A 4,845-nucleotide genomic window follows, 5' to 3' on the forward strand; every position below is an offset into this window, starting at 1 on the left:
ACTTAAACTAATAAAACGGAGAGGCTATGGCTTTAGAAACTTTCGGAATTTTTGGGTTAGAAGTATGTTATCTTGGCATCTTGTATGTTGATTTAGCATAAAGGGTAACGAAGAGCCTGTTTTTCGCGGGTTATCCCCTCAGTCGGCAGAAAATGAACGTCCGGCGATTCTAGCCATTCGCGAGGATAAGGAGGGACAATTGATGATTCTCGCGCCAGATGTCCCATAATCCCGATGAGAGTCAATCGGGGAAATTATCAAAAGCGATCGTTAATAAAAAAAGTCTAAAAGTCTTACCCCACAAGGTTTTTATACTTATTCAGCCCGCCCTATCTAGGGATTGCCACCACCCACAGCGATGCCAGTACCATAAATCTGAGCATTTGTCAAGTTAATTCTCTCCATCGATGCACCTGTCACATCGGCATCATAAATCACGGCGCTGGTGAAATTGACTCCATCGAGATCAGCTTGATTGAAACTGGCATTAGTCAGAAAAGCTGCGGCCAAATTTGCGCCTTCTAGGTTAGCATCCGTCAAATCCGCGCCCTCTAAGTTAGCTTCCTCCAGATTAGCTCCCTGTAAATTCGCTTTTCTCAAATCAGCACCGATTAGATGCGCCCCCCTTAAATCTGCACCGCGGAGATCACAGCCCGGACATTCCCGCGTATTCAATAATTGTTGTACCTGTTGAGGATTTTCCGCACCGACGGGGTTAATCAGCAGTAAGGAGGCTAGGGAACCTAGGGCAATCATTAAAGTCCTTTTCATCGTTTTCGCCTCCTCTTTCGTTTTCTTCTCTACTTTTAGGATAGGAAAAAAGCGGCTAACCAACTTCCCCCGATCGGGCTAATTCTCCTGTTATCTCACTTTTACTTGCTTTTGCTAGTCGATCTCTCCTTTCATCACCGTTGCGATCGCTGCTCGGGCATTTTCCTTAAATTCCTTGACATCGACGCGACTTAATAACCAAACTGCCAGGATCATTCCCAATGCTTGCACGAGGAAAACGAAGCCATAGGCTAAAACCGGACTAGAAAAGACAACTTTACCGATATTTAAAATCGTACCGCCTAAAACCGTGGCTAATCCCCGGGCGATCGCTTGGGATAATCCCCAAGCGCCGATAAAAGTTCCTGCGGTTTCGGCGGCGGTTAAATCTAACATTAAACTGGTAGCTCCGGCGGTAATCATTCCCGAAGCTAAACCGAAAAAGAGCAAGCTTGATTTTAATAAACTTTGGTTAGCAGAAAAGCCAGCAAAAATCAAGAGAATAAAACAAATTGTTGCAAAAATACAGCCATATTTAGTGGTTTTTTGTTTACCGATGCGGGGAATGAGCATAAAACCCGTGGCAGCAATACCAAAAAGGGTTCCGGTTCCCCAAAAAGCGTTCAATTGGGTGGTTTGGGCGATACACATCCCAAAAACCTCGCCGCCAAAGGGTTCCATAATTGCATCCTGCATAAATAAACTCAAAGTCATCATCAGCAGAAAGGTGAAAAATAAACCGGTTTGCCGACTAGCGGTGAGAACTTGTAGGGCATCTTTAAAGGTAATTTGATCCTCTCTTTGCACAAGAGTGGACCGACTACTAAAACGAGAATATTTTTTTTCTACGCCAAAAGTCGCTAAAATACAGAGACCGAAAACGATAGCGGGCATAATCGCAAACACGGGGTTAATATTCGCCTGTAGTTGCGGAATATTGGCTATAGGGGCTGATTGAGTCGGATCATAGGTCAAAATATTTGTACCGCAGATATTGGGAGTATCCAGCAAACGAGAACTAACGATCGCCCCGACGACGATTCCCACCATCAGCATTGACCAAACTATACCAACTAATTGCGATCGATTATCTTCATCGGACACATCCACCAAGAGGGCGGCAAAAGGGGTGGAACTGGCGCTTAAAGCGAGTCCGTAGAGGGCGAAAATTAAGGCTAAGAGGGCAATCCAGGCGTAGGAAATGGTACTCCATCCCGAAGTTTGAATACTAAGTCCCAATTGCCAGACTACCTGCAAAGCAATAAAAGCTAAAGCGGTAAAAACTGCCGCCCCAATCCAGACATAACCGCTGCGATGATGACCAAAAATAGTTTTACCATCGGATCTTTGCCCAAACCAGATGCGTGCTGGACTAACAAACTGGTGCATAGCGATCGCAGCTGTGGCGAGAAAGGGTAAAACTTTTAACTCATCGATCATAATCCGATTGAGAACCCCCAAAGTCAGCAGGGACATAATACCTAGTCCCATTTGAAAGAGTCCTAAGCGAAACATGGTGAAAAGTCCCAGTTTTGGCAGGGGTTTTGGGGATGAGTGAGTAGAATTGGAGACATCGCTGGTAGCCATGGTTAAATCAATACAAAAAAAGCCGGTATTTAAAAATTTAACGCAGGACGAGCAGACATCTTCTGGGGATTTAAGTTTCTATCTCTGATAACCAAGTGGTCAGCTCTGTCAAGCTGGTAAAATCGAGCAGTGCTTCTCCTAAAGTTGCGAATTGTTCTAGAGATAGTTCTTGGATTTTTTGGCTTACAGTTGAGGATATTTCACCTAAACGACGGTTAAGTAGCCGTAGAATCAAAGAAACCGCTTCTGATTGTCTTCCTTTTTCTTGGATGTCCTGATCAATGACTGATTCGCCCATAATTTCTTCCCTTAATAAGTTTCTGGTGATTTCCTTACTTAATAATAACCCTGCCAGAATTGCTGTAGCAACGGCTAAATTGCTTTTTTCAGTTCTCCCCTTGATATTAAGTAGGTGGGTGGAATTAAATATAAGATGAACGTAGGTTGGGTTGAAGCATGAAACCCAACGCCAGCATGGGTTACGCTACCGCTAACCCATCCTACAAATAATTGTGCCTCCCTACTTATCAATTTTTGTGGCTACTTTGGCCAAGATTTTCCTATTGTATTATCCATTTTCCTGTAACTGTATGTTCGAGTTAATCGAGATCGCACAAAATGGAGATTTCTATGATCGTATCTTCCCCATTGTCCTCACCGATGCCAAAATCTACAACCCCAAAGACCGACTAAAATAGACTCAATACGGGGAAACCGAAAGTAAAGAACTAGAAGAAACCATGAAACAGGGAGGAATCGCCAACCTGCGAGGAATTATCGACGATCTAAATCTTTGCACCGTGATCCAGACGTCAAATCGTCAAGTGCTTACTCTGTAATGATTATAATCGATTCGATCTTTGTTTAGCGTTGAAGTTCCCTTAGGAATAAATTGGGTCTTTTTCCAGCAAACCTAGCAATTTTTGCATTTTAATCCAAGCTCTTCTCATTTGCCAGAATTTACTTTTTTCCATGGCGGCTATTTTACTGTCAGCTTTTTGTAATTCCTCGTCTCTTTCTCGATAATCAAATTGGGTTTTTTGCAATTCTTGTTGCAATTCTTGTTGATGAATTTCTAATTGTTTAATTCGTTCTCTAGCCTGTTCCAACTGAGCGAATATATCGACTTTTAAGGTGACTAAAGCAGCAAAAATGGCTTGGATATTTTGGGAGTAAAGTTGGGGATGATTATAAAAAAGTTGCGTGTAGGAATAAATATAGTGTTCTGCGGTCATTGAGCGACTCATAGAATCAGCTTTTTGTCGATAGAAAAATAACACTTCTGGGATACGATAGACTTCTCGACCTAATTCGATCAGAGATAACCAAAAATCGTGATCTTCCCAACCATAAATTAAATTAGTATTATAGCCCCCCACAGTTTCCCAATCGGATTTCCGAAACAAACCGGAGCAAAATATCATATTATCTACTAATATATCGGGAAATTCATACTCAGGCAGCGGCCAAATTCCTTGTCTATCCCCAAAATACTCCGCTTCGCAATAAACTATACCTAATTGCTCATTACCTTCTAGCAAAGCAACCGCTTTTTCTAGATAGGAATCGGCAATTTTATCATCGGCATCAAGAGGAAGAATATAGGTTCCTTGCCCTTGGGCAATTCCTAGATTTCTGGCCGTGGCAACCCCTTGATTTTCTGTGCGGATGATCCGGGTTTTTGGCTGTTGATAATCTTGTAAAATCTCGATGGTTTCTGGTTCTGTGGATCCATCATCAATGACCAGGATTTCAAAGTTTTGGTATGTTTGCACTAAAACAGATGTGATCGCATCATCAAGATAGCGACCTTGATTATAGCAAGGAATAATCACGGAAACTTGAGGAACATGACTCATTGAGGGAAATTCTCTCCTACTCGAGCAAAAACTAGGTTATCAATAGCTTATCCCAAAAGTTCCCCTTTCTCGTTTTTCTAAGTAAAGGAAGTGTTGATATCCCTACTAGCAATTTCGGGATAGTAGGACATATTATGGATAAATTCTTAAATTATTCCGATTAGTGGACAAAATCACCCAATTGGGTGATCCCCGTGAGGGAAGCATCTCTTTTTAATAGAGGATAAGTTATTCAATAATCCGATTATCATTACCAATGATCCTTAATCATGGAAGCTCATCAACAAAAACAACTCCGCACTTTCCTCTTGGAAAAATTAGCAATTTCTCCCCGTTCCCTCGATATGGCCCTGCGTCTCTGTGAAGCATCGGTGGGTTCTTTGCCGATGGTTTTATGGCAGTACGGTTTAATCGATTTGTCGCAATTGAATCAAGTTTTTGACTGGATGGAAACTGTATAATTATTTTCCAAGAATATGCTCATTAATTATCATTTTTATTAAGAGAATTGGGCTCTTCGTTACCCTTTATGCTAAATCAACATACAAGATGCCAAGATAACATACTTCTAACCCAAAAATTCCGAAAGTTTCTAAAGCCATAGCCTCTCCGTTTTATTAGTTTAAGT

6 protein-coding genes are annotated in these 4,845 nt (G+C 41.8%); 2 read left to right on the forward strand and 4 right to left on the reverse strand.

Annotated elements, in window-relative coordinates; all coding sequences use genetic code 11:
• Positions 1–333 precede the first annotated feature (333 nt).
• The 3 genes from EWV68_RS12570 to EWV68_RS12580 form a co-directional block, all read right to left on the reverse strand.
• Positions 334–771 (reverse strand): pentapeptide repeat-containing protein, encoded by a 438-nt coding sequence (locus tag EWV68_RS12570; protein ID WP_061430931.1) that lies wholly within the window; start codon positions 769–771, stop codon positions 334–336.
• 114 nt (positions 772–885) lie between these two features.
• Positions 886–2,358: a BCD family MFS transporter gene (locus tag EWV68_RS12575; RefSeq protein ID WP_061430932.1), complete on the reverse strand. Its 1,473-nt coding sequence runs from the start codon at positions 2,356–2,358 to the stop codon at positions 886–888.
• 70 nt (positions 2,359–2,428) lie between these two features.
• Positions 2,429–2,656 (reverse strand): DUF4351 domain-containing protein, encoded by a 228-nt coding sequence (locus EWV68_RS12580; protein ID WP_072319605.1) that lies wholly within the window; start codon positions 2,654–2,656, stop codon positions 2,429–2,431.
• Between the two features lie 214 nt (positions 2,657–2,870).
• Between EWV68_RS12580 and EWV68_RS12585 the strand changes: the two genes are divergently transcribed.
• Entirely contained in the window at positions 2,871–3,056 is a 186-nt protein-coding gene (locus EWV68_RS12585) for a hypothetical protein (protein ID WP_139294327.1), read from the forward strand.
• A gap of 183 nt (positions 3,057–3,239) precedes the next feature.
• On the opposite strand, the gene EWV68_RS12590 is transcribed toward EWV68_RS12585, so the two are convergent.
• The gene (locus tag EWV68_RS12590; protein ID WP_287169974.1) at positions 3,240–4,217 is read right to left on the reverse strand and encodes a glycosyltransferase; all 978 of its coding nucleotides are present in this window, start codon (positions 4,215–4,217) and stop codon (positions 3,240–3,242) included.
• 269 nt (positions 4,218–4,486) lie between these two features.
• Between EWV68_RS12590 and EWV68_RS12595 the strand changes: the two genes are divergently transcribed.
• Positions 4,487–4,678 carry a DUF2949 domain-containing protein gene (locus EWV68_RS12595; RefSeq protein WP_002783933.1) on the forward strand — a complete coding sequence of 64 codons (192 nt, stop codon included), beginning with the start codon at positions 4,487–4,489 and terminating at the stop codon, positions 4,676–4,678.
• Positions 4,679–4,845 lie beyond the last annotated feature (167 nt).

The organism is Microcystis sp. M_QC_C_20170808_M9Col, assembly GCF_007095495.1.
Lineage (GTDB): Bacteria > Cyanobacteriota > Cyanobacteriia > Cyanobacteriales > Microcystaceae > Microcystis > Microcystis aeruginosa.